The sequence below is a fragment of the Pseudonocardia sp. ICBG1293 genome, from assembly GCF_020131355.1.
Taxonomy (GTDB): domain Bacteria; phylum Actinomycetota; class Actinomycetes; order Mycobacteriales; family Pseudonocardiaceae; genus Pseudonocardia.
Map to the genome: position 1 here is coordinate 501,925 of NZ_JAHLEL010000038.1, position 23,596 is coordinate 525,520.

22 protein-coding genes are annotated in these 23,596 nt (G+C 75.2%); 8 read left to right on the forward strand and 14 right to left on the reverse strand.

Annotated elements, in window-relative coordinates; all coding sequences use genetic code 11:
- Positions 1-71 precede the first annotated feature (71 nt).
- From KPF47_RS16150 to KPF47_RS16190, 9 genes are all read right to left on the reverse strand, one after another.
- Positions 72-929: an alpha/beta fold hydrolase gene (locus KPF47_RS16150; protein WP_224389589.1), complete on the reverse strand. Its 858-nt coding sequence runs from the start codon at positions 927-929 to the stop codon at positions 72-74.
- Complete coding sequence (locus KPF47_RS16155; protein WP_224389590.1) at positions 926-1,579, reverse strand: isochorismatase family protein; 654 nt, start codon at positions 1,577-1,579, stop codon at positions 926-928. The genes KPF47_RS16150 and KPF47_RS16155 overlap by 4 nt, the downstream gene beginning before the upstream one ends.
- Positions 1,576-2,154, reverse strand: a complete 579-nt coding sequence (locus KPF47_RS16160; RefSeq protein ID WP_224389591.1) for a (2Fe-2S)-binding protein — start codon at positions 2,152-2,154, stop codon at positions 1,576-1,578. Before KPF47_RS16160 ends, KPF47_RS16155 begins: the two co-directional genes overlap by 4 nt.
- Entirely contained in the window at positions 2,151-4,505 is a 2,355-nt protein-coding gene (locus KPF47_RS16165) for a xanthine dehydrogenase family protein molybdopterin-binding subunit (protein WP_224389592.1), read from the reverse strand. The genes KPF47_RS16160 and KPF47_RS16165 overlap by 4 nt, the downstream gene beginning before the upstream one ends.
- Positions 4,498-5,283, reverse strand: a complete 786-nt coding sequence (locus tag KPF47_RS16170) for a xanthine dehydrogenase family protein subunit M (protein WP_224389593.1) — start codon at positions 5,281-5,283, stop codon at positions 4,498-4,500. Before KPF47_RS16170 ends, KPF47_RS16165 begins: the two co-directional genes overlap by 8 nt.
- Positions 5,280-6,686 carry an MFS transporter gene (locus KPF47_RS16175; RefSeq protein ID WP_224389594.1) on the reverse strand — a complete coding sequence of 469 codons (1,407 nt, stop codon included), beginning with the start codon at positions 6,684-6,686 and terminating at the stop codon, positions 5,280-5,282. The genes KPF47_RS16170 and KPF47_RS16175 overlap by 4 nt, the downstream gene beginning before the upstream one ends.
- A 12-nt stretch (positions 6,687-6,698) precedes the next feature.
- Positions 6,699-7,967, reverse strand: a complete 1,269-nt coding sequence (locus tag KPF47_RS16180) for an FAD-dependent monooxygenase (RefSeq protein WP_224389595.1) — start codon at positions 7,965-7,967, stop codon at positions 6,699-6,701.
- 137 nt (positions 7,968-8,104) lie between these two features.
- On the reverse strand, positions 8,105-8,617 hold the full coding sequence (locus tag KPF47_RS16185) for a MarR family winged helix-turn-helix transcriptional regulator (protein WP_224389596.1): 513 nt from the start codon (positions 8,615-8,617) through the stop codon (positions 8,105-8,107).
- 88 nt (positions 8,618-8,705) lie between these two features.
- Complete coding sequence (locus KPF47_RS16190; RefSeq protein ID WP_224389597.1) at positions 8,706-9,284, reverse strand: TetR/AcrR family transcriptional regulator; 579 nt, start codon at positions 9,282-9,284, stop codon at positions 8,706-8,708.
- Positions 9,285-9,460: 176 nt separating this feature from the next.
- Between KPF47_RS16190 and KPF47_RS16195 the strand changes: the two genes are divergently transcribed.
- Positions 9,461-10,402: an SDR family NAD(P)-dependent oxidoreductase gene (locus KPF47_RS16195; RefSeq protein ID WP_224389598.1), complete on the forward strand. Its 942-nt coding sequence runs from the start codon at positions 9,461-9,463 to the stop codon at positions 10,400-10,402.
- Positions 10,403-10,511: 109 nt separating this feature from the next.
- On the opposite strand, the gene KPF47_RS16200 is transcribed toward KPF47_RS16195, so the two are convergent.
- Positions 10,512-12,164, reverse strand: coding sequence for a glycoside hydrolase family 13 protein (locus tag KPF47_RS16200; protein WP_224389599.1), 1,653 nt, complete (start codon positions 12,162-12,164; stop codon positions 10,512-10,514).
- Positions 12,165-12,256: 92 nt separating this feature from the next.
- Between KPF47_RS16200 and KPF47_RS16205 the strand changes: the two genes are divergently transcribed.
- The gene (locus tag KPF47_RS16205; protein ID WP_224389600.1) at positions 12,257-13,309 is read left to right on the forward strand and encodes a LacI family DNA-binding transcriptional regulator; all 1,053 of its coding nucleotides are present in this window, start codon (positions 12,257-12,259) and stop codon (positions 13,307-13,309) included.
- Here the strand turns inward: KPF47_RS16205 and KPF47_RS16210 are convergent.
- A complete protein-coding gene (locus KPF47_RS16210) occupies positions 13,254-15,308 on the reverse strand; it encodes a copper-translocating P-type ATPase (protein ID WP_255659668.1) in 2,055 nt (684 codons plus the stop codon). The two genes, KPF47_RS16205 and KPF47_RS16210, sit on opposite strands and share 56 nt — an antisense overlap.
- A 126-nt stretch (positions 15,309-15,434) precedes the next feature.
- Between KPF47_RS16210 and KPF47_RS16215 the strand changes: the two genes are divergently transcribed.
- Genes KPF47_RS16215 through KPF47_RS16225 form a run of 3 tightly spaced genes read left to right on the forward strand, consistent with a single transcriptional unit; the run spans position 15,435 to position 16,514 of the window.
- Complete coding sequence (locus tag KPF47_RS16215) at positions 15,435-15,653, forward strand: hypothetical protein (RefSeq protein ID WP_224389601.1); 219 nt, start codon at positions 15,435-15,437, stop codon at positions 15,651-15,653.
- A gap of 17 nt (positions 15,654-15,670) precedes the next feature.
- The gene (locus KPF47_RS16220) at positions 15,671-16,045 is read left to right on the forward strand and encodes a cupin domain-containing protein (protein WP_224389602.1); all 375 of its coding nucleotides are present in this window, start codon (positions 15,671-15,673) and stop codon (positions 16,043-16,045) included.
- 40 nt (positions 16,046-16,085) lie between these two features.
- A complete protein-coding gene (locus KPF47_RS16225; RefSeq protein ID WP_224389603.1) occupies positions 16,086-16,514 on the forward strand; it encodes an META domain-containing protein in 429 nt (142 codons plus the stop codon).
- 126 nt (positions 16,515-16,640) lie between these two features.
- On the opposite strand, the gene KPF47_RS16230 is transcribed toward KPF47_RS16225, so the two are convergent.
- Complete coding sequence (locus tag KPF47_RS16230; protein WP_224389604.1) at positions 16,641-17,444, reverse strand: alpha/beta hydrolase family protein; 804 nt, start codon at positions 17,442-17,444, stop codon at positions 16,641-16,643.
- Positions 17,445-17,471: 27 nt separating this feature from the next.
- On the opposite strand from KPF47_RS16230, the gene KPF47_RS16235 reads away from it, so the two are divergent.
- Complete coding sequence (locus KPF47_RS16235) at positions 17,472-18,671, forward strand: macrolide family glycosyltransferase (protein ID WP_224389605.1); 1,200 nt, start codon at positions 17,472-17,474, stop codon at positions 18,669-18,671.
- 127 nt (positions 18,672-18,798) lie between these two features.
- Positions 18,799-20,325, forward strand: a complete 1,527-nt coding sequence (locus KPF47_RS16240) for an alpha/beta hydrolase (RefSeq protein WP_224389606.1) — start codon at positions 18,799-18,801, stop codon at positions 20,323-20,325.
- A 7-nt stretch (positions 20,326-20,332) separates the two neighbouring features.
- Here the strand turns inward: KPF47_RS16240 and KPF47_RS16245 are convergent, their stop codons facing one another.
- Complete coding sequence (locus KPF47_RS16245; protein WP_224389607.1) at positions 20,333-21,355, reverse strand: YdcF family protein; 1,023 nt, start codon at positions 21,353-21,355, stop codon at positions 20,333-20,335.
- Positions 21,356-21,499: 144 nt separating this feature from the next.
- On the opposite strand from KPF47_RS16245, the gene KPF47_RS16250 reads away from it, so the two are divergent.
- Positions 21,500-22,924, forward strand: a complete 1,425-nt coding sequence (locus KPF47_RS16250; RefSeq protein WP_224389608.1) for a ferric reductase-like transmembrane domain-containing protein — start codon at positions 21,500-21,502, stop codon at positions 22,922-22,924.
- 64 nt (positions 22,925-22,988) lie between these two features.
- Here the strand turns inward: KPF47_RS16250 and KPF47_RS16255 are convergent, their stop codons facing one another.
- On the reverse strand, positions 22,989-23,579 hold the full coding sequence (locus tag KPF47_RS16255; RefSeq protein ID WP_224389609.1) for a hypothetical protein: 591 nt from the start codon (positions 23,577-23,579) through the stop codon (positions 22,989-22,991).
- Positions 23,580-23,596: the final 17 nt, after the last annotated feature.

Sequence of the window (23,596 nt, forward strand, 5' to 3'; positions counted from 1 at the left end):
GTTCGGCCGGGGAACGGTCCGTCCCCGACCGCGCCGGCGCCGTGGACGGTCCGAGGGCGGCCGGCCCCGGATCAGTCCCGGAGCAGGCCGGTCAGTGCCTCGCGCAGCAGGCGCAGCGCCTCGGCCGGGTTGTCCCAGAACACCATGTGCCCGGCGTCCGGGACGGGGAGCAGCCGGGCGTCCGGCCGGGCGGCAGCGATCTCGGCGACCCCGGACGCGGGCACGACGGGGGAGTCCGCGCCGTGCAGCAGGGTCACCGGCGCCGGGACGTGCGGCCAGGCGTCGAAGAAGTCCTCGGACTCGAAGCCGGCGTGCGTCGCGGCGATCGCGGCCCCGTCGCAGGAGGAGAGCCAGCGTGCCCGCAGCTCCTGCTCGCGGCGCGGCCAGCGGGGCCAGGACCGGGCGACCTCGTCGGCGTCGGTACCGCGCTGCGCCTCGTGCAGCTGGTTCAGGAACGCCTCCAGGGTGGTCGGGTAGGGCGCCCGGCCCGGGCCCGACAGCGGCGGGTCGACGAGCAGCGCGCCACGCACCGGCCGCCGGGTCGCGGCGACGGCGACGATCCGGGCGCCCATGGAGTGCCCGAACAGCACCGTGCCGGGGCCGAGGTCCAGCGCGTCGAGCACCGCCGAGACGTCGCCCGCGTAGTCGTCGAGGGACCACGCACCGCCGGAGTCGGACAGCCCGCGGCCCCGGACGTCGAGCACCACCGGCCGGCACAGGTCCACGAGCTCGCGGGCGACGAAGTCCATCGTCACCGCGGGGCTGGTGATGCCGGGCAGGACCAGCACGGGGACGCCGTCCCCGCCGTAGTCCAGGGCGTGCAGCCGCAGGTCGCCGTGGCGCACCCAGCGGGACACGGCGGGGACGTCGGCGAGGTCGGCCAGGGCGTCCTGGCGGACCTGCCGGGCCGGGGTGGACGTGACGGTCACAGGAGTCCCTTCAGGTAGGCGAGCGCGTCGTCGAGGCCGATCACGTCGCCGTACTTGGCGTGGATGTCGAACAGGTTCGCCTCGTGCGGCCCGGCCGCGCGGTCGCCGACGCACTCGCGCGGCACCAGTACGCCGAACCCGGACTGCACGGCGTCCACGGCGGTCGCGCGGACACAGCCCGAGGTGGTGGCCCCGCACACCAGCACGGTGTCCACACCGGAGGACTGCAGCAGGGTCGCGAGGCCGGTGTCGAAGAACGCCGACGCACCCTTCTTGGTGAGGGTGTGGTCGGCGCCGCGCACGTCCAGCCGGGGGTCGAAGCCGACGGCGGCCGAGCCCTCCACCAGTGTGCGCATGCCGGGTGCCTTCACCAGCCAGGGCAGGGTGTCGACCTCGGCGGCGGTGTAGGCGATCGTCGTCCACACCACCGGGGCGCCCGTCGGGCGGGCCGTCTCGACCAGCGCCGACGTCGCCGCGACGACCGCGGACAGGTCGCTGCCGGTGGGCCGCCCGGGGTCGGTGAACCCGACCGTCAGGTCCACGACGACGACCGCGGGCCGCGTCCCGCGCCGGGCCGCGGCACCGAACCCGGCCGTGGCGTAGGTCGCGTCGGTACCGGCCCCGTGCAGGCCGGTGGGGTGCGCGCTCATGCGGATGCTCCGTCCAGTGCGGACTGCGGTGCGGACTGCGCGGACTGCGCGGACTGCGGTGCGGACTGCGGTGCGGAGTCGAGAGCGGACTGGAGCGCGGCACGGCGGCGGCCCGCGCAGTCCTCCACGGCGTCGACGATCGTCTGGTAGCCGGTGCACCGGCACAGGTTCGACGCCACCACCTCGCGGATCTCCTCCCGGCTCGCGTCCGGGGCCTCGGCGAGGTAGCCCTCGGCCAGCATGAGGAACCCGGGGGTGCAGAAGCCGCACTGCAGTCCGTGGTGCTCGCCGAAGCACTGCTGCAGGTCCGACAGCCCGCCGTCGGGCCCGGACAGCGACTCGACCGTGCGGATGGTGGCGTTCTCCACCTGGACGGCGAACAGCAGGCAGGCCCGGGCGGGCGCGTCGTCGACGAGCACGGTGCACGCCCCGCAGATCCCGTGCTCGCAGCCGACGTGGGTGCCGGTCAGCCCCAGGTCGTGGCGGAGCACGTCGGCCAGCGTGCGTCGCGGCGGGATCGCCAGCTCGTGGCGCTCGCCGTTGACGGTCAGTTCGACGAGCTGGACGTCGGTCACGGTGCCTCCTGGTTCAGGGCCGCGAAGAGGGCGGCGCGGGGGACGGGGGTGGAGTCCAGCTCGACACCGGTCGTGCGCAATGCGTCGTTGACGGCGTTGAGCACGGCCGCGGGGGCACCGATGGTGCCGCCCTCGCCCGCCCCCTTGGCCCCGTCCGCGGTGAACGCGCACGGTGTCTCGAGGTGCTCGATGCGCACGTCGGGGATCTCGGCGGCGGTCGGGACCTTGTACTCCATGAAGCTCGGCGCGAGCGGCTGGCCGAGCTCGTCGTAGACGACCTGTTCGAACAGCGCGCCGGCGATGCCCTGCGCGATCCCCCCGCGGGCCTGCCCCTCGACGACCCGCGGGTGGATGGCGACGCCGCAGTCCTCGACGCAGACGTAGCGCAGGATCTCCACGCCGCCGGTGCCCGGGTCGAGCGCGACGACGCAGCCGTGGGTGGCGTTGGAGAAGGTGCCGTCCCCGCCGACGTCGAAGCTGGCCGTCGCGGTCATGCCCGGCCCGACCTCCTTCGGCAGGAGGTGCGCGCGCAGGTAGGCGACGTCGGCCAGCTCGGCGTAGGGGTACGTGCGGCCGCCGGCGCGGACGCCGCCGCGGCCGTCGAGCTCGGCGGAGTCGACGTCGCTCCCGGCGAGGTGCGCGGCCAGCGCGCGTAGCTGGTCGCCCAGCTTCACCGCCGCGGCGGCCGCCGCGGACCCGCCGATCGTCACCGAGCGGGACGCGAACGAGCCCCACCCGTAGGTGATCCGGTCGGTGTCGCCCTGGACGATCTTGACCTTGTCGTAGGGAATGCCGAGCCGGTCGGCGACGATCTGGGCGAAGGTCGTCTCGTGGCTCTGGCCGTGGGACAGCGTGCCGGTGGTGACGGTGACCGTGCCGTCCAGGTCCATCGTGATCTGGGACAGGTCGAACCCGGGGACGACCTGCATCTTCCGTGCCGCGAACGCGCCGGAGCCGTAGCCGGTCCGCTCGGAGAAGCAGGAGTAGCCGATGCCGAGGACACGACCGTCGGGCAGGGTGCGGCCCGGCCAGCCCTCGTCGCGCAGCACCTGCTCGCAGAGGTCCAGCGACTCCCGGTACGAGCCCGGGTCGTAGGTGATGGCGTTGACCCCGCGGTAGGGGAAATCGGTGATCAGGTTGCGCCGGCGGACGTCCAGCGCGTCGAGCCCGAGCTCGCGGGCGGCGCGCTCCATCAGCCGTTCCATCACCATCACGTACTGCGGCCGGGACACCCCGCGGTACGGCGCGGTCGGCGCCTTGTTCGTGGTCACCGCCCGCCCGCGCACGCGGTAGGCGGGGACCCGGTACACCCCGGGCATCTCCGCCGAGGCCATCAGCGGCTCGATGCCCGCGGTGAACGGGTAGCAGGAGTAGGCGCCCATGTCGCACACGACGTCGGACTTCAGGGCGAGGATCTGTCCGTCGGCGGTGAACGCGGCACGGGCGGTGTAGTGCTGCTCGCGGGCCAGGAAGCTCGCGGTCAACGCCTCGCGCCGGTCCTCGATCCACTTGACCGGACGCCGGAGCCGCCGTGCGACGGCCGCGGCCGCGATCTCCTCGCGGCCCACGACGCACTTCTGGCCGAACCCGCCGCCCATGTCCGGCACGACGACCCGCACCTGCTTCTCGTCGAGCCCGGCACAGCGGGCCAGCACCGTGCGCACCTGGTGCGGGACCTGGGTGCAGGTACGCACGACCAGCTGCTCGTCGCGGTCGTCCCAGTCGGCGACGACGCCGCGGGTCTCCAGCGGCAGCGCGTTCTGCCGCCCGGTGCGGGCCTCGACGGACACGACCGTGTGGGCGTCGGCGAACACGTCGTCGATGCCCTCGGTGGCGAACAGTGCGACGTCGACCAGCACGTTGCCGGGGGCCTCGTCGTGCACCGGGGGACCGGCCGCGGCCAGCGCGGCGGCCTCGGTCACCACCGGGTCGAGCGGCTCGAGCTCGACGACGGCGGCCTCCACGCCGTCCTCGGCGGCGTAGGGGTCGGTCGCGACCACGACCGCGAGGGGCTCGCCGACGTAGCGGACCTTGGCACCGGCCAGCACCGGCATCGAGGTGGGGACGAACTCCTCGACCGGCCGGTCGAGGAGCGCGGTGATGTCGCCGAGGGCCAGGTCGGCGGCGTCGAACGCGGCGACGACGCCGGGGACCGTGCGGACCTCGGACAGGTCGACATCGACCACCCGGGCGTGCGCCTCGGTGCTGCGCACGAACGCGGCGTGCAGCATCCGGGGCAGGGTGATGTCGTCGACGAACCGGCCGCGGCCGGTCAGCAGCCGCGGGTCCTCCCGCCGCGGGACCGACGCGCCGACCCAGGTGCCGTCGCGGCGCAGTCCGGGCTCAGCCACGGCCTGCCTCCTCCCGTGCCCGGGCGACGAGGGTGCGGACCAGGCCGCGCCGGTACTCCGCGGGGATCCCGGCCTCGTCGCGCAGCTCCAGACCGTCGGCGACCTCGGCCGGGGTGCCGGCGTCGGGTACCAGCACCGGGACGGCGCCGACCCCGCCGAGCACGACCTCCCCGGTGTCCAGGTCCACCCCCGCCGCGACGACGGCGAAGTCGCCACGGCGGTCGGCGTACTCGGTGAGCGCCGCGCGCGGCGCGGGACAGGGGAAGACGATCTCCACGATCACCTCGTCGGGGTCCAGGGCGGTGGTGAACGGGCCGAGGAAGAACTCCCGCGCCCGGACCTCGCGCCGCCCGCCGGGTCCCTCGGCGACGACGACGGCGTCGAGCAGCACGGCCAGCAGGCACCACTCGGCGGTGGCGTCGCCGTGCGCGATCGAGCCGCCGACGGTGCCCCGGGTGCGGATGGGCAGGTGCCCGACCCAGCGCATCGCGGCCGACAGCACCGCGAAGTCCGGCCCCAGGTCGGCCCGTTCGACGGCCCGGTGCGTGGTCAGCGCGCCGATCCGCAGCGCCCCGTCGGTGCGGTGGATGCCGGCCAGGCCCGGCACGTGCGTGAGGTCGATCAGGTGCCCGGGGCGGGCCATCCGGTAGTTCATCATCGCGACCAGGCTCTGGCCGCCGGCGAGGAGCTTGGGCTCGTCGTCGGCCAGCTCGGTCAGCAGGTCGACCGCCCCGCGCACCGACGACGCCCGGTGGTAGGTGAACGCGGCGGGCTTCACGCCTTCTCCACCCGCTCCACGGCCGGGGTGTCGAGGGTCTGCTCGTCGCCGGTGATGCGGTCCAGCTCGCGACCCCGGGTCTCGGGGGCGCCGAGCGCCATGAACGTGACGGCGGCGAAGACCAGCAGCGCCATCAGGGTGAAGGTCAGCGGCAGGCCGAGGACCGGCCAGAGCAGGCTGCCGAAGATCAGCGGGACGAACCCGGTGACGGCCCGGCTCGACGACGACGCCCAGCCGAAGCCCGAGGCCCGCAGCTCGGTGGGGTAGAGCTCGGAGACGTAGGCGTACATGACCGGGATGACGACCAGGGCGAAGAACCCGAACACCGCGATCATCGCGACCGCTGCCGTCGGCGAACCCATGACCAGGGAGAACACAACCAGCGACAGTGCGGCGCACGGACCGGCGACGCCGATGACCCACTTGCGGCCGACGACCTCGACCAGCAGCACCGAGGTGATGACGCCGAGGATGCCGACCGCGTTCATGACGGTGGTGGAGGCGAACGCGGCGACCTCGCCCATGCCCTGGGCGCGCAGGATCGACGGCATCCAGGACAGCGCGGCGTAGTAGACGACCATGACGGTGATGAACAGCGACCAGGCGACGCCGGTGATGCGCGGGTTGAACGCCCACACCATCTTCAGCTGTTCGCCCAGCGCGCCGAGACCGCGGCGGCGCGAGGTGGTCGGCTCCGGTGCGGCGGCGGTGATCGCGTACTGCTCCACCGGGGCGCCGGTGCGCCGGACCATGTCGTCGATGACGGTGCGGGCCTCGGCCTCGCGGCCGGTGCGCGCCAGGTAGATCGGGGACTCCGGGACTCCGCGGCGGATCCAGAACAGCAGCAGCGCGGGCAGCACCATCAGTGCGAGCATCCAGCGCCAGTTGCCCTCGACCGGCACGAGCAGCGTCGCCGAGAGCCCGGCGAGGGTGGTGCCGATCGGCCACCAGCCGTCCATCGCGGCGAGCACCTTGCCCCGGTAGCGCCGGGGTGAGAACTCGCTGACGATCGCGTAGTCGACCGGGATGCAGCCGCCGAGCCCGATGCCGGCCAGGAAGCGCAGCGCCAGGAAGACCTCCCAGCTCGGGGAGAAGGCGCCCAGTACCGAGAACAGGGCGAAGATCAGCAGCGTGATGCTGAAGACCCGTTTGCGGCCCATCCGGTCGGCGATCGTGCCGAACGCGACGGCGCCGACGGCCATGCCGATGAGGTTGGCCGTGGCGACGAGGCCGCGCTGGCCGGTCGAGAGGTCGAACTCGACGCCGAGCAGCGGGGTGAGGAAGCCGTTGAGGGCGACGTCCCAGGCGTCGAACATGTAGCCGAGGCCGCCGATGAGGAAGATCTTCCCCTGGACGCCCCAGCGCCAGGGCAGGTCCTGGACGACCTGGTCTCCGGTACGCATGTCGGTGCTCCTCTATCGGGAGAAGGGGTAGGTGACGGACTCGTCGTCCGGATCGTTCAACGGGGAACCCCGCCACAGCCAGTCGTAGGACACGTCGGACTCGCCCTGGAAGCGGCGCAGCTTCTCGTCGCGTTCGCGCTGCTCGGGGCCGTCGGGCAGGTGGTAGAAGTCCATGTTCTGCAGCGAGGCGTCCTGCACGACGCCCGCGTGCTTGGCGCGGCGCTGCACGTAGCGGGCGAGCGCGGTGTCGATCCCGCCGCGGCCGGCCGCGCCGAGCTCCTCGGCCAGCACGGCGGCGTCCTCCATCGCCTGGGAGGCGCCCTGGGCCTGGTAGGGGAGCATCGCGTGGCAGGCGTCGCCGAGCAGGGCGACCCGCCCGTCGAGCCAGACGGGGTCGCGGCGGCGCCGGTACAGCGCCCATACCGAGACGTCGTCCTTGGCCTTGGAGAGCATCGCCGGGACGCGGTCGTCCCAGTCGGCGAAGTCGGCGACGAGGTCCTCGGCGGTCGCCGGGGCGCTCCAGTCGCGCTCGACCTGCTCGGTGCAGGGCACGATCGCGACGACGTTGAGGTACTCGCCGCGCCGGATCATGTAGTGCACCAGGTGCTTGCCGGGGCCGTACCAGATCGTGGAGTGGTAGCGGTCGAGCAGGAACCGGGTCGCCGGGTCCGCGGCGATGAGCTCGCCGGGGATCAGGGCGCGGTAGGCCATCTCCCCGGAGAAGACCAGCGTGTCGTCGAAGCCGGCGAGGTCGCGGACACCGGACCGGATGCCGTCGGCGCCGACGAGCACGTCGCCTGCGACGCGCAGCCCGCGCGCGGTGACGGCGACCGGGCGGTCCGGGTCGGTGCGGTCGAGCTCGACGACCTTCGCGTCGGTGTGCACGGTGACCGCGGGGCCGGGGCCGTCCGGGTCGAGGCAGGCCTCGAGCAGGATCCGGTGCAGGTCGGCGCGGTGGTAGTGCCAGTACGGGGCGCCGTAGGCGTCGACGACGTGCTGGCCGAGCGGGAGCTGGGCGATGATCGAGCCGTCGGCCCACCGGCGCCGCACCTGGTCCTGCGGGGCGGTGTGGATCCGCTCCAGCGACCGGCGCAGGCCCAGGCCGAACAGGATGCGGCTGGCGTTCGGGGCGGTCTGGATGCCGGCGCCGACCTCGCCGAGCTGCGGCGCCGCCTCCAGCACGGTGGCCCGGAAGCCCTGACGGCGCAGGGCCAGCGCGGCGGTGAGCCCGCCGAGACCGCCTCCCGTGACCGTGATCTCCAGGGACTGGCTGGGTGCCACGACAACCTCCTCGCGTCCGCCGGGCCTGTGACGTGGCCCGCACGAGAAGTAATCCGAGCACGTACTATCCGGATACGCAAGGATTTCGCGGGAACGACCCGGAAGGGAAACCGGGGTGTAACGCCGCAGACCGGACCTCAGTCGTCGTCGGGCAGCGGGCTCCGCTCGGCGACCGCCTCCCAGTGGGCGCCCAGCGTGTTGAGCAGGCCCGCGATCTCCGGGCGCCGGTCCTCGGGCACCGCGGCCAGCAGCTCCGCGTCCAGGCGACGGGTCCGGCGGGTGACCTCGGCCAGGGCGGCCGCGCCGGCGTCGGTCAGGGCCAGCAGCTTGCGCCGGGCGTCGCGGGGGGACTCGGTGCGCTCGATCAGCCCGCGGCGCTCCATCCGGCGGCAGACGTCGGCCATCGTGGAGGTGTCCAGGGCGACGGCGCCGGCCAGCGAGCTCTGGTCGGACCCGGGGTAGGCACGGATCGCCGAGAGGACCGCGAACTGCGGGCCGGTCAGCACCGGGTCGACGTGGCGGCTCCAGGCCGCGAGGTAGGCCTGGTACATCCGACGGGCGCCGTAGCCCGGGGCGGCGACCAGGTCGGCCGGTGGGGCGGCCGCGACGGCCGGCCCGTGTCCCTCGCCGCGGCGCAGCGGCTCGCCCATCATGCCTCCGTGCTCGTCCGGGCCCGGGGCCCTCGTCCGGGGAGATCTTACGTGTCCGGACGATCACCGGGGCCGGCCGGTGCGGGGCTCAGCGCGGACGCAGCCCGTCGACGAGCAGGTCCAGCAGGCGTCCGGCCTGCTCGCGGCCCTGCGGGTCGGCGACGGCCATGCAGATCCCGCTGGTGCCGACGAGCACGTCCGCGGCGTCGACGTCGTCGCGCAGGGTGCCGTCGGCGATGCCCGCCTTCTGCAGCAGGCGGACCGCCTCGACCATCCGCTCGCGGCTCTGTGCGAACGGGTTGTGACCGCACGCGACGAGTGCGTGCAGCGAGTCCGCGAGGTGCTTCTTCGTGATCACGTAGTCGACGAAGCGGTCCATCCACGCCCGCAGGGCCCGGTCCGCGGGCAGCTCGCCGCGCAGCTCCTCCGCCGCGGCGCAGAGCCGGTCGAGCTCGTTGCGGTACACCGCCTCGACCAGGGAGTCCCGGTTCGGGAAGTGCCGGTAGAGCGTGCCGATGCCGACTCCGGCGTCCTTCGCGATGCCGTCGAGTGTCGTGGCGGGCCCGCCGCGGCTCTCCGCGGTGAACGCGCGCACGGCCGCGGCCAGCAGCAGCTCGCGGTTGCGCGCGGCGTCCGCACGCAGGCCCGGACGCGTGCTGGTGCCCATGACGGTGCCTCCCTCGGGTGGACTGACGATCCCACGATACGTCTTGCGATCCGGAGGATGCTCCGGATAGAGTTCCGGATCATACGGAGGATCCGCCGTTTCATTGCCCCCGGGGACACGGCGACGCAACGACGACGTCACCGACCGCGTACCCGGTGCTCAGAAGGGATCACGCCATGCTGTTCCGCTCCACGACCGACCGATCCCGTCCCGTGTCCACCACCGGCACCTCGCGTGCCGTCCTGCCGGCCGCACCGGCCGGATCGACCGCCGCCGACGTGCTCGCCGGCGTCGACCTCACCGGCCGGCGCGCCGTCGTCACCGGCGCCACCACCGGGGTCGGTCTCGCCGCCGCCCGGGCGCTGGCCGCCGCCGGCGCCGAGGTCACCCTCGCCGTGCGCGACGTCGAGGCCGGTGCCGCCGCGCGCGACGGCATCGTCGCCGACACCGGCAACGAGCGCGTCGCCGTCGGCGAGCTCGACCTGGCCGACCAGCGCTCCGTCGCCCGCTTCGTGCGGCTGTGGGACGGCCCGCTGCACATGCTCGTGCACGCCGCCGCCGTCACGGGCGCCCCGCTGACCCGGACCGTGGACGACTGGGAGCTGCACCTGGCCGTCAACCACCTCGGGCCGGCGTCGCTCACCTCCGGGCTGCACTGGGCGCTCACCGCCGTCGACGGCGCACGGGTGGTCACCGTGACCTCCGCCGCGCACCGTGACGCCGCGTTCGACCCGGAGGACCCGCACTTCTCCGACGAGCGCTACGACGCCCACCTCGCCCACGCCCGGTCCCGCAGCGTGGCGCTGCTGCACACGGTGGAGGCCGCCCGCCGCTGGTCGGGCGACGGCATCGCGGTCAACGCGGCCGACCCCGGCCCGCTGGGGACCGACCCGGAGCAGGGGGCGGCGACGGTCGTGCTGGCCGCGGCGTCGCCGCTGGTCGGGGGGATCAGCGGTCGGTACTTCGCCGGGCTCGCCGAGGCCGGGACCGCCGGGCCGGACGTGGCGGGCGGGGTCGCCACGCACGCGCTCGACCCGGTCGCCGCGCGGCGGGTCTGGCGCTGGACCGAGCGCACGCTGCGCGAGGTCTGGTTCGCGGGGCTGCCGATCGTCGCGTGAGCCCCGGGGCCGGTCCCGGGGGAGCCCTCGTGGCGCCACGAGCCACGAGGGCCTCCCGGGTGGCGCACCGGTCGGTGGCGCCGGTCGGTGGCGCCGGTCAGTGGCTCCGTCAGTGGCGCAGCCACACCGCCGTGTCGGCGGGGACCTCGTCGCGGGTGGTGAGTGGGCCGCTGGCCAGCATCACCTCGGCGTCCTCGGGCAGCGACACCGGCGCCGAGGAGATGTTCACCAGACAGGTGAACCCACCCTCGTCGTCGTCGGAGGTCCGGGACAGGGCCAGGGTGCCCTCCGGGGACTCCTGCCAGGCCAGCGTCCCGCCACCGAGCGCGGGGTGCGCACGGCGCAGCGCCAGGGCGTCGCGGTAGAGGTGCAGCACCGAGGTCGGGTCGGCCTCCTGCGCGTCCGCGGCGTGCCGGGCGAAGACCGCGGGCTGCGGCAGCCACGGCTCGCCGGACGGGCCGAAGCCGAAGCCCGGCGCGTCCGCGACCCACGGCAGCGGGACGCGGCAGCCGTCGCGGCCGCGCAGGGTGTGCCCGGACAGCTCCCAGGTCGGGTCGTCGAGCCGGTCGGTCGGGATGTCCTCGACCTCGGGCAGACCGAACTCCTCGCCCTGGTAGAGGTACGCGGTGCCGGGCAGGGCCAGCATCAGCAGCGTCGCCGCGCGGGCCCGGCGCAGCCCGAGCTCGGGGTCGGCGGGCAGGTCGATGACGTCGTCGAGGTTCCAGCCGCGCCCGGCCTCGGGCTTGCGGGCCAGCCGACTCGGGTGCCGGCACACGTCGTGGTTGGACAGCACCCAGGTCGCGGGCGCGCCGACCCGGGTGTTCTCGGCGATCGCGTCGTCGATGTTGGCGCGCAGGTCCTCGGCCAGCCAGGCGGCGGTGAGGAAGTTGAAGCTGAACGCGGTCTGCAGCTCGTCGGGGCGCAGGTAGCGGGCCAGCCGCTGCGGGTCCGGCACCCAGGCCTCGGCGACGAACACCCGCGGCGGGTCGTAGGTGTCGCCGATCCGGCGCCAGGACCGGAAGACCTCGTGCACCCCGTCGCGGTCGAGGTAGGGGTGGCTGCCGTCCTGGGCGTCGTTGACGCCCGGCACCAGGTCCGGCAGGCCGGGCTCCTTGACCATCGAGTTCGCGACGTCGATCCGGAACCCGTCGACGCCGCGGTCGAACCAGAAGCGCAGGGTCTCCTCGAAGTCGGCACGGACCTCGGGGTGCTCCCAGTTCACGTCGGGCTGACGGATGTCGAACAGGTGCAGGTACCACTGCTCCGGCGTGCCGTCGGGGGCGACGACCCGCTCCCAGGCCGACCCGCCGAACATCGACTCCCAGTTGTTGGGCGGCAGCTCACCGGACGTGCCGCGGCCGTCGCGGAACAGGTAGCGCTCGCGCTCGGGGGAGCCGGGGCCCGCGGCGAGCGCGGCCCGGAACCAGGCGTGCTCGTCGGAGTGGTGGTTGGGGACGATGTCGAGCAGCACCCTGATGTCCCGCTCGTGCGCCTCGGCGATCAGGGCCTCGGCCTGCGCGGTGTCGCCGAACATCGGGTTGATCGCGCGGTAGTCGGCCACGTCGTAGCCGCCGTCGGCCAGCGGCGACGGGTACCAGGGGTTGACCCAGATCGCGTCGACGCCCAGGCGGGCGAGGTGGTCGAGCTTGCTGCGCAGGCCGGCGAGGTCACCGGTGCCGTCGCCGTTCCCGTCGGCGAAGCTGCGGATGTAGACCTGGTAGACGACGGCGTTGCGCCACCAGTCCTGCTCGTGCACGGACATGATGCTCCCGGGTACGGATCGTGGGCGGGGCGGTGTTGCAGAGTGTTTCATCCGGTTGCAACGGCTGTCGAGACGCGGGCACGATGACCCCCGTGACGGACGAGCCGGTGCGCGAGGTCGTGCGCCGGGTGGGCGTCCGGCGGGTCGCCGAGCTCGCCGGGGTCTCCCCGGCGACCGTGTCCCGGGCGCTGCGCGAGGGCACCCCGGTCTCGCAGGGGACCCGCGAGCGCGTCCGCCGGGCCGCCGCCTCGCTCGGCTACACCGTGCCGGTCCGGCCCCTGACGGTCGCGGTGCTCGCCCGGTTCCCGACGCGCTGGTTCTTCGCCGAGGCGGTCGCCGGGGTGGAGGCCGTGCTGTCCGCGGCGGGGCACGTGACCCAGCTGCACAACCTCGGCGACACCACCGCCCGGAGACACTTCTTCGCGACGCTGCCGGTGCGCGGGCGCGCCGACGGGCTGATCGTGGTCGCCTCCGCCGTCGACGACGTCGAGCGGGCCGCGCTGGAGGCCCTCGGCATCCCGGTCGTCGTGGTCGGCGGGGACATGCCCGGCCGCCCCCGGATCGGCATCGACGACCGCGCAGGCGCCCGCGTCGCCGTCCGGCACCTGGTGGGGCTGGGACACCGCTCGGTCGCGCTGGCCTCCTTCGACCCGGACGAGGCCTGCGGTGCGGCCACCACCCGTGACCGCTCCGCGGGCTGGGCCGACGCGCACCTCGAGTCCGGACTGACCCGCGGGCCGGTGCTCACCGTCGGCGCCGCGATGACCGACGGCGACGCCGCGGCGGGCGAGCTGCTCAGCAGGCCCCGGCTGCCGACCGCGGTGTTCGCCATGTCCGACGAGGTGGCCGTCGGGATCCTGCGGACCCTGCGCCGGGCCGGGGTCGAGGTGCCCGGGCAGGTCTCGGTCGTCGGGTTCGACGACCACGAGATGGCCGCCGTCGCCGACCTGACCACGGTCGCGCAGCCGGTCCGCCGTCAGGGCGAGCTCGCCGCCCGCGCGCTGCTCGACGCGCTCGGCGGCGGCGCCCCGGCCGACACCGAGCTGGCGACCCGGCTCGTCGTGCGGGCGACGACCGCGCCGCCCCGGCTCAGCCGGCCACCCGGTCCGGACGCAGCTCCACCCGGCGCAGGAGCTGGGCGTTGAGCGCGACGACGACGGTCGACAGGCTCATCAGCAGCGCCCCGACCGCCGGCGGCTGCACGAACCCGACCGGGGCCAGCACCCCGGCCGCGAGCGGCACCGAGACCAGGTTGTAGCCGGCCGCCCACCACAGGTTCTGCACCATCCTGCGGTACCCGGCGCGGGACAGGGCGATCACCGACAGCACCCCGCGCGGGTCGGAGGAGGCCAGGACCACACCGGCGGAGGCGACCGCGACGTCGGTGCCGGCACCGATCGCGATCCCGACGTCGGCACGGGCCAGCGCCGGGGCGTCGTTCACGCCGTCGCCGACCATCGCGACGACGGCGCCGCGATCCCGGAGCCGGGCCACGACGTCGTCCTTGCCCTCGGGCAGCACCTCGGCGACCACCTCGTCCACACCCAGCTCGCGGGCGACGGCCTCGGCCACCGGCCGCGCGTCGCCGGTGATCATCACGACCCGCACGCCCCGGGCGTGCAGGGCCTCGACCGCGGCCCGGGACTCCGGGCGGACCGCGTCGGCCAGCGCGAGCGCCCCCACCACGGTGCCGGTCACCACGTACAGCACGGTGGCCCCGTCGGCGCTCCACCGGCGCACGTCGGCGGCGAGCTCCGCGGGCACGTCGAGGCCGCGTTCGCGCAGCAGCGCCGGGCCGCCCACCGCGACCGGCCGCCCGTCGACGGTCGCGGAGACACCGCGCCCGGTGTGCGAGCGGAACCCTGCCGCGACCGGGACCTCCCGGCCGACGGCCGCGGCGACGACCGCGCGGGCCAGCGGGTGCTCGCTGTCGGCCTCGACCGCGGCGGCCAGGGCCAGGGTGTCCGCGGCACCCGCGGTCCCGACGACCCGCGGGCTGCCGGTGGTCAGCGTCCCGGTCTTGTCGAACAGCACCGTGTCGACGGTGCGGGTGCGCTCCAGCGCGAGCCGGTCGGTCACCAGCACCCCGGACCGCGCCGCGCGTGCCGTCGAGATCGCGATGACCAGCGGGATCGCCAGCCCGAGCGCGTGCGGGCACGCGATCACGAGCACGGTGACGGTGCGGGTGACCGCCTGCCCGACGTCGCCGAGCAGCGTCCACGCCAGGAAGGTCAGCGCGCCGGCGCCGGCGGCGAACCAGAACAGCAGTGCCGCGGCGCGGTCGGCCAGCGCCTGCGCCCGGGACCGCGATCCCTGCGCGCTCTCGACGAGGCGGCGGATGCCCGAGAGCGCCGTGTCCTCCCCGACGGCGTCGACCCGGACCCGCAGCGCCGAGTCGGTGGCGACCGTGCCCGCGACCACACGGTCCCCGGTCGCGCGCGGGACCGGGCGGGACTCGCCGGTGATCATCGACTCGTCGACCTCGGCGGTGCCGTCGACGACCGTGCCGTCGGCGGGGACCCGGGCCCCGGACCGGACCAGGACCACGTCGCCGACGGCCAGGTCGGCCGGTGCGACCGTCGTCACGGTGCCGTCGGCGCCGATCCGGTCGGCGGTGTCGGGCAGCAGCGCGGCGAGTGCGTCGAGGGCCCCGGAGGCCTGGCCGAGCGCCCGCATCTCCAGCCAGTGCCCGAGCAGCATGATCACGACCAGCAGCGCCAGCTCCCACCAGAAGTCCAGCCCGCCGACGCCGAGCGAGCTCAGCAGGCTCGCCACCCACGCGACGCCCACCGCCGTGCCGATGAGCAGCATCATCCCCGGGCGGCGCGCCCGGATCTCGGCGACCGCGCCGGTCAGGAACGGCCGGCCGGGCCCGAGGAGGATGACGGTGCCGAGCACCGGGGGGATCCACGCCGACCACGCGGGTGGCGAGTACCCCAGCAGCATCCCGGTCATCGCGCTGAACCCGACGACGGGGACGGCGAGTACCAGGGCGACGACGAACCGGTCGCGGAACATCGCCGCGTGGTCCCCGTGGTCCCCGTGGTCCCCCGAGTCGTGGCCGCGGTGGTCGCCGGGGCCGCTGCCGCCCGGGTGCGCCGGGTGCTCCGGCGGGGTGGGGTCCGCCCGTGATGCGTCGTGCATGGGGTCGCCTCCCGAGGTCGTGGACGCCTGCCGCAGCGCACATACCCCCCCAGGGTATTCCCCGCGCCCCTGTCGCCGTCGTCCCCGGCGTGGTTGTCTGGCGGGACGGCGGGGGAGGTGGTCGGCGTGGTCCGGGTCGAGGGGCACTGGCGCAACCGCAGCTGGGTGCGCACGCACTACCGGCACCCGCTGCGGCCCGGTGCCGACCAGACGGTGCTCGTCCTGCCGCCCGGATGGGCGGTGTGCATCGACCTGTCCGCACACGGCGGGCCGTTCCCCGCGGAGCCGGTGGACGGGCGCCCCGCCCCGGCGCTGCCCGCACCCCGGCCGCCCACCGAGCGCTGAGGCGGCAGGATGGTGCGGTGCCGAAGCTGATCGAGAACGCCAGCCGGGTCACCGCCGCCGGGACCCCGCCCAAGACCATCGACGAGTACGTGGGCCGGGTGAACTCCGGTGACGGTGCCGTGTCGGTCGCCCACATGCGCAGCCCGTCCGGCTGGGCGGAGCCGGGCCAGACCCCGGAGTTCGACGAGTACACCCTGGTCCTGCGCGGCGCGCTGCGCGTCGAGTTCGAGGGTGGTGAGCTGACCGTCGCCGCCGGTCAGGCCGTGCACACCGCGCCGGGGGAGTGGGTGCGCTACAGCTCGCCCGGCCCCGACGGCGCCGAGTACGTGGCCGTCTGCCTGCCGGCCTTCGAGATCGGCGCGGCGCACCGCGACGACGAGGCCGGGAGCTGACCGTCCCCGGGCAGCACCGCCGATCCGGTACACCTGGGGTGTGACGAACCGGACGACGGCCGCCCTGACCGCCCTCGCCGCCGCCCTCGTGCTGTCCGGCTGCGGTGCGGCCGGCGGCGGGGCCGGTGCCGCGGGCTCCGGCGGCCCGCACACCGCCACCGCCGCCGACCTCACCGGGGCCCGCTGGCTGCCCGCCGACGGCGCCGCGCAGGGCCGGGCGTTCGCCGAGTTCGCCGCGGACGGTGCCTGGACCGGTTCGGACGGCTGCAACGGCCAGGGCGGCGAGTGGACCCTCGGCGACGACGGTGTCCTGCGGGCGACGGCGAACCCGAGCACCCTGATCGCCTGCGAGAACGTGCCGGTCGCGCGCTGGGTCTCCGATGCCGTCCACGTCGAGACCGAGGGCGACGCCCTGCTCCTGCACCCCGCGACGGGCGACCCCGTCCGCCTGGTGCGCGCACCCCGCTGACACCGGGACGCACGTCTCCGCCCCACGGAGGGCACGGACGTGCTCCTCGACGCGGGTGCCGGTCGTCGAGCGTCGCGCAACCGTGCCGCCGACCACCGGAGCGCAGCGCCCGGTCCGGGAGACGGGTCAGCGGGGCAGCGGCAGCCAGTCCAGGACGTCGCGGATCCGGGCGTCCCAGTAGCCCCACTCGTGTTCGCCGGGGCCGAACGCGGTGCTCACGGACACCCCGGCGGCCCGGGCCAGCTCGGCGAAGCGCACCGACTGCGGGTGCAGCGGGTCCTCGGTGCCGGCGCACACGTACAGCGCGGGCGCCGCCGCCGGGTCGAGCCGGGTGGACAGGTCCGCGTCGGTGCCGGCCACCGGGGCGCCGTCGAGGATCCGTTCCCAGATCCGGGGGTCCTCCTCGCGCGGCGGGCCCGCGGCCAGTGCGGCGAGGTCCAGGGCCCCGGACAACGAGGCCGCGGCCGCGAACCGGTCCGGCTCGGACAGCGCCCAGGACAGCGCGCCGTAGCCGCCCATCGAGAGCCCCGCCACGAACGTCTCCGCCGGATCGGCCGACACCCGGAAGAACCGGGCCACCAGCGCGGGCAGCTCCTCGGTCACCCAGGTCCGGTAGCGGCCGCCGTAGGCCTGGTCGGTGTAGAAGCTGCGGTGCACCTGCGGCATCACCACGGCCAGGCCCCGCTCGTCGGCGTGGCGCTCGAGGGCGGTGTACCGGGTCCAGGCGGTGTCGTCGTCGGACAGGCCGTGCAGCAGGTAGAGCACCGGCGGCGGGGCGTCGAGGTCGCGCACCCCGGCCCCGATCCTGGTCCGCGAGGGCTGCGGCAGCAGCACCGTCAGCGAGGTGGCCAATCCGAGGGAGTCGGCGACGACGTCGCAGCGCAGCCGGGCCATCCGGCGATACTCGTGGGCGCGTGCCGGGCCGGTCAAGGCAGACTCGCGGGTGTGCACGTCCTCATGTCGACCACCGCCGCGCACGGCCACGTCCACCCGAACCTGCCGGTGATGGCCGAGCTCGTCGCCCGCGGCCACCGCGTCACCTACCCGGTCCCGGAGCGCTTCGCCGAGGCCGTCGGCGCGACCGGTGCCACCCCGCTGCGCATCCGCACCGACCTGCCCGACCCGGCGAAGGGCGAGCAGTGGCCCGACGGCGGGGTCGAGGCGATGCGGCTGTTCTCCGCGGAGGCCCGCTCGGCCTACGACCAGATCGCCGACGCGCTGCAGTACGAGCATCCCGACGTCGTCTGCTACGACGGCTCCGGCTGGGCCGGACACGCCCTCTCGCGGGTCCGCGGCATCCCGCGGGTCGAGCTGGCCCCGCACATGGTGGCCTGGGACGGCTTCGAGACCGACATGGCCGAGGCGTTCGCCTTCCTGGAGACCCCCGACGGCCTCGCCTGGCGTGCCGAGCTCGACGGCTGGCTGGACGAGATCGGTGCCGGCGTCGGGAACCGGGAGTTCCTCGGCCGGCCGGACCGCTCGGTCGCGCTCATCCCGGAGGCGATGCAGCCGCACCTCGACCGCGTCGACCGCGACCGGTACACCTTCGTCGGACCGGTCATCGGCGACCGCTCCCACCAGGGTCTCTGGCCCAAGCCGACGGCTCCGCTGCTGCTGGTGTCGCTCGGCTCGGCCTACACCGACCGGCCGGCGTTCTGGCGGGACTGCATCGAGGCCATGACCGGCACCGGGTGGCGGACGGTGCTCGCCACCGGCCCGCACGTCCGTGCCGACGACCTGGGGGAGGTGCCGGCCGACGTCACCGTCCGGGAGTGGGTGCCGCAGCTCGCGGTGCTGGCGCACGCGTCGGCGTTCGTCACCCACGCCGGGATGGGCGGCTGCACCGAGGGGCTCTGGCACGGGGTGCCGATGGTCGCGGTGCCGCAGGCCGTCGACCAGTTCGGCAACGCCGACCGGATCGCCGAGCTCGGGGTGGGCGAGCACCTGCCCGCCGCGGACCTCACACCCGAGTCCCTGCGTGCGGCGGTGCTGCGGGTGTCCTCCTCGGAGGCCGTCGCGCGTCGCTGCGCCGAGGAGAAGGCGACCGCCCGGGCCGCGGGCGGGGCCCCGGCCGCCGCGGACGTGATCGAGGGCCTCGTCCCGTCCGCACGCTGCGCGACCTGCGCGCTCGTCGGGGGGTGCGGCGGTCGCGGGTGAGACGTCCGTTTCGCATTGATCCGTTCGGGCTACCGTCGGGCGCGGCGATTGTGGACGCAGCGTCGCCGGTGGCACGGTCGGCCTCTCGGTCGGGGGGCGGGCGCGTGCGCCCGGAGAGGTGGAGCCGGTGCGCAGGACGATCATCACGCTGCTCGTCGCCGTGGGGGTGGCGCTCGGCACCGCCGGACCCGCCGTCGCGGCACCGGCGGCACCGGCGCCGCCCGCACCCCCGCCGGGGGCGGGCATCGTCTGGGGTGCGTGCACCAGCCCGGCGCTGCAGCAGGCCACGGCCGAGTGCGGCTTCCTGACGGTCCCGCTCGACCACGCGCAGCCCGCCGGGAAGAAGATCGAGATCGCGGTCTCGCGGGTCCGGCACACCGTCCCGCAGGCGCAGTACCAGGGCGTCGTGCTGGTGAACCCGGGTGGGCCGGGCGGCCCCGGGCTGGGCCTGTCCCGGCTCGGCTCCGCCGTCCCGAAGAACGCCGGTGCCGCCTACGACTGGATCGGCTTCGACCCGCGCGGGGTCGGCACCAGCCGTCCCGCGCTCAGCTGCGACCCCGACTACGGCGGCTACGCACGCCCCGACTACCGCCCGGAGAACGGCGCCAAGGCCGCCTGGCTGCCGAGGGCGAAGGCCTACGCCCAGGCGTGCGGCACGGCCGGCGGTGACCTGCTCGCCCACCTGCGCACCGAGGACACGGTCCGTGACATGGACCTGATCCGTCGCGCGCTCGGCGCCGAGCAGATCAACTACTACGGCTTCTCCTACGGCACGCTGCTCGGCCAGGTCTACGCCACGATGTTCCCGGACAAGGTCCGCCGGATGGTCCTCGACGGTGTCGTCGACCCCCGCGACTGGTGGTACCGGGCGAACCTCAACCAGGACGTCGCGTTCCAGCGCAACATCGAGACCTTCTTCGACTGGGTCGCCAAGAACGACGCCACCTACCACCTCGGCAACACCGGCGACGCGGTCGAACAGCGTTACTCCGCGCTCGCCGAGGAATTCCGGAAGGCACCGCTCGGCGGGAGGATCGGCTCCTCGGAGTGGACCGACATCTTCCTGCGCGCGGGCTACAACGTGGGGGAGTACCCGACCGTGGCCCAGGCCTTCGTCGCCGGGTCGGCGAAGGACGCGGCCGCGGTGAAGACCGCCTACGACCAGACAGGCTCGCCCACCGACGACAACAACTACGCGGTCTACCTCGCCACCCAGTGCACCGACGCCCCGTTCCCCCGGGACTGGGCCACCTGGAAGCGCGACAACACCGCCACCGACCTGGTGGCGCCGTTCGAGACCTGGGGCAACGCCTGGTACAACGCGCCGTGCCGGGACTGGCCGGTGCCGCCCGGGCCCGCCCCGACGGTCGAGGGAAAGCTCCGGAACGGGCCCCTGCTGATCTCCGAGACCTACGACGGCGCGACCCCGTACGAGGGTGCGCTGCAGGCCCGCCGGACCTTCCCCGGCTCGTCGCTGGTCGAGGGCGTCGGCGGGCACACGCACTCGTCGTCGCTGTCCGGGATCGCCTGCACCGACGACACCGTCGCCGACTACCTGCTCACCGGGGCGCTGCCGCAGCGCACCGGCGGCGACCGCTCGGACCGGCAGTGCCCGCCGCTCCCGCCGCCCTCCCCGTCGGCGACGGGCGGCTGAGCCGGACTCAGCCGGCGACGAGCAGGAGCACCAGCGGCACCGGGAGGGCGACCAGCGCCAGCAGGACCGCGTTCGCCGTCCGGTACTCGCGCAGCACCGCGACGAACTCGCGCAGCACCGCACTGGGCCAGTAGTAGCCGGCGGTCGGCGCCCCCACGGCCTGGGCGTCGAGACCCAGCCGCCGGGCGAGCAGCGCGGCCCGGAACGCGTGGTAGTTGCTGGTCACGATGACGCCGGGGCCGTCGCCGACCAGCGACGAGCTGAACCGCAGGTTCTCCTCGGTGGTGCGGGAGGCGGTCTCCGCGGTCAACACCGCGGGGTCGGCGCCGTGCGCGGCGGCCCAGCGGGCCATCGCCTCACCCTCGGCGAGCCGCTCGTCGTCGCCCTTGCCACCGGACAGCACCAGCCGTCCGGCGCCGCGCCGGGCGAACTCGTCCATCCCGGTCGCGATCCGCGAGGCCAGCAGCGGCGGTACCTCGCTGCCGTGCAGCCCGGACCCGAGCACGACCACCCACTCCGCAGGCCGGTCGCGCACCAGCCACCGGTACAGCCGGGCGTAGCCCAGGAACGCCGCGAACTGGAACGCCAGGAACGCCGCCGCGGCCAGGCAGGCCAGCCACAGTGCGCGCAGCACCAGCGAGTCCAGCGCCAGCACCGGCCAGACCGCGACGATCAGGCCGATGATCGCCAGACCGGTGAGCAGCGACAGCGAGTTGCCGAGCGAGAGGCGCTCCCGGCGCAGCATCGCCGCCCCGTTGAGGATGCAGAACACGGCGAACAGGACGGTGATCAGCGGTGACAGCACCACGACCAGCGCGATCGCGCCGAAGACCGGGTTCCCGCCCGACCCGGCGAGGCTCAGCACCCAGCCGAGCAGCAGCGCGGTGGCCAGCAACCAGTAGGCGTTGCCCAGCCGCCGCGGGTCGGCGCGGATCCGCCGCACGGTGAACACCGTGACGACGAGGGCCAGCACGACGGGCAGCACCACCGCGACGACGACCACGACCAGGGTGAGCGAGGAGTCCGACATCGCCGGTGATCCTCGTCCGCGCCCCGTGGACCGGTCCCCGACGGGCGGGGTGGCCACCCGGTCGTGGCGGTCGGCGGTCGCCCCGGTGCGCCGGGCCGGGTCCGGCGACGGCGGCGCCCCTCGGTCGGGGAGGATGGACCCACTGTGTCGTCCCTCTTCACCCCCACCGTCCGGGTGCCCGGTGGCCGCTTCCGGCCGGACCCACCGGTTCCCGCGCGCGACGTCGCCCGGGCCGACCGCCGGGTCCGCCGTGCGGCGGGGGTCCTGGCATCCCTGGCGGTGCTGCTCGTCCTGGCCTGGTGGGCCGACGGTGGCGGCCCCGCGGGCCTGCTGGAGGGCGGCACCCGCGCGGTCGCCGAGACCGGACGGCTGTGCGGGCTGCTGGCGTCGCTGCTGCTGCTCGGGCAGGTGCTGCTCGCCGCCCGCGTCCCGCTGCTCGAACACGCCTTCGGTCAGCGGCACCTCATCGCGCTGCACCGCGGCACCGGGGTCGCCTCGTTCGCCGGGATGCTCGTCCACGTCGGGTGCGCGAGCTGGGCGCACGGTCCCGCCGGGGCGGACCGCGTCCCCGCCGGGCTGTGGCAGCTGACCCTGACCTGGCCCGGGATGGCAGCCGCCTCGCTCGGCACCGTCCTGGTGGTGCTGGTCGTGGTGACCAGCGCCCGGTGGGTCCGCACCCGGCTGCGCTACGAGTGGTGGCACCTGCTGCACCTGTGGGGCTACGCCGGGGTGTTCCTCGCGCTCCCGCACCAGCTGTGGGCGGGGCGCGAGTTCGTCACCTCGCCGACGCGGACGGTCTTCTGGTGGGGACTGTGGCTCGCCGCGGTCCTCGCCGTCGCCGTCTGGCGGGTGGCGGTACCGGTGCTGCGGTCGCGCCGGCACCGCATCAGGGTCGCCGCGGTGCTGCCCGAGGGTGACGGCAGCGTGTCGGTGCACATGACCGGCGAGCGGCTGCGCGAACTCGGCGCCTCGGCCGGGCAGTTCTTCGTGTGGCGGTTCCGGTCCGGGCGCGGCTGGCCCGCGGGGAACCCGTACTCGCTGTCGGCGCCGCCGACCGCCCGGTCGCTGCGGATCACGGTCAAGCAGCTGGGCGACGGCAGTGCGGCGGTCCCGAACCTGCGGCAGGGGACCCGGGTCTACATCGAGGGCCCCTACGGCAGGCTGACCCCACGGACCCGGACCAGCCCGCGGGTCGCGCTGATCGGGGCGGGGGTGGGGATGACCCCGCTGCGGGCGCTGGCCGAGAAGTTCCTCAACGAGTCCGCCGACGTCGTGGTGGTGCACCGCTTCACCCGGGAGCCGCTGTTCGCCCGGGAGTTCACCCGTCTCGCCCGGGAACGGAACCTGCACGTCGTGGCCTCGCCCGGGCGTCGCCGGGGGCCGGGGTCGTGGTTCGGCGCCGACGCGGGCCGGGCCGACGACCTCGCCGCGCTCCGCGCCCGGGTCCCGGACATCGCGGTGCGCGAGGTGTACGTCTGCGGGCCCGGCCGGTGGACCGCGATGGTCCGGCGCACCGTGCTCGCGGCCGGGGTGCCGGAGCGGCGCGTGCACGTGGAGAACTTCGGCTGACCCGGCGACGGCGCCCGCGCCGGGACGGCGACGCCGCCCTGCGCCGGGACGGCGACGCCGCGGATCAGCGGGCCAGGCGCTGGAGCAGCACCATGACCTCGCCCAGCGTCGTCTCGACCACCCGGAGCCGCTGCCCCTCCTCGGTCCCGGGCGGGACGGGTGCGCCCGCGGCACCGGGACGGCGACGGGGCAGCGGTGCCGGGGTGTCCCCGGTCGCGGTGGCGGGGCCGGGCCCGTCCGCCGATGCCGGCCGGTCCGCCACGGTGGCGGGGGACGACCCACGGTCCGGCGGCTGCGTCGCGTCCGCGCCGGTCACGGCCGCCGGTGCCACGGTGGCCGACGGTGCGCCCGCCCCCCGTTCGAGCTCGTCGAGGCGTCGCAGGGTGGCGTGCAGCGTCGCCTCCGCACTGTCGGCGCGGACGGTCTCCCGGCGGCCCTGCTCCACGAGCCGCGCGACCCAGCTCGCCCAGGCGTCGACCTCGGCCCGCCGGTAGCCCCACGGGGCGGTGCCGAAGACCGGCGGCGACGCGTCGTCGCCCGACCGGCCCAGCCGGTCGGCGACACCGGCGCCGCCGGCCGGACCGTCGGTCCGGACGGCGGTGTCACCGGCGTCGTCGTCGCGTTGCGTGCCGGTCGCACCCCGTCCTGTCACCACCGGGCCAGTCAACGGGC